This is a genomic window from Facklamia sp. P12955, assembly GCF_050409565.1.
Taxonomy (GTDB): Bacteria; Bacillota; Bacilli; order Lactobacillales; family Aerococcaceae; genus Facklamia.
On the sequence record NZ_JBNUPF010000072.1, the window covers coordinates 1 to 507 of the forward strand.

Consider the following 507-nt stretch of genomic DNA (forward strand, 5'->3'; position numbering starts at 1 on the left):
TGAAGTAACCAGTCGGTTACCTCACCTACTCATCAACCCTATTTGACAAAGAGCCTATTAATACTTATTATGATATTTTTTAAAAATAAAAAAGAACCAGAAAACTGATTCTTTTTAAACAGAATATTTTATTCTATATTGTTGCTTAGGCGATACGCTTAAAACTTGCGTTTACGAGCTGCTTCTGATTTCTTTTTACGTCGAACACTTGGCTTTTCGTAAAATTCACGCTTACGAGCCTCTCTCAAAGTACCGGTTTTAGAAACGTTACGCTTAAAGCGACGAAGAGCGTCATCCAATGATTCGTTATCACGAACTACTGTTTTTGACATCTGGTTCCCCTCCCCCCGAGCTTATAGTAACCTTTCCTTAGAAATAATAATCTAAACAAAGTCCTCTCTATATTATAGCATGAATCTAAAGCTTTTCAAGAACAAAGAAAAACTTTTGTGAAGTTTTGTTAAACGTAAATGATAATGTCTCAAGAGAACACAAATCAAAATGTCC

Annotated in this window: 1 protein-coding gene; it reads right to left on the reverse strand. The window is 34.5% G+C overall.

The features are described 5' to 3' along the window. Positions 1–158: 158 nt before the first annotated feature. Entirely contained in the window at positions 159–332 is a 174-nt protein-coding gene (gene rpsU / locus ACQV2G_RS09180) for a 30S ribosomal protein S21 (protein WP_066126806.1), read from the reverse strand. Positions 333–507: the final 175 nt, after the last annotated feature.

What these genes read in the sequence shown, in the direction of transcription:
- rpsU (WP_066126806.1), bottom strand. Translation starts at nt 332, where the DNA reads ATGTCAAAAACAGTAGTTCGTGATAACGAATCATTGGATGACGCTCTT.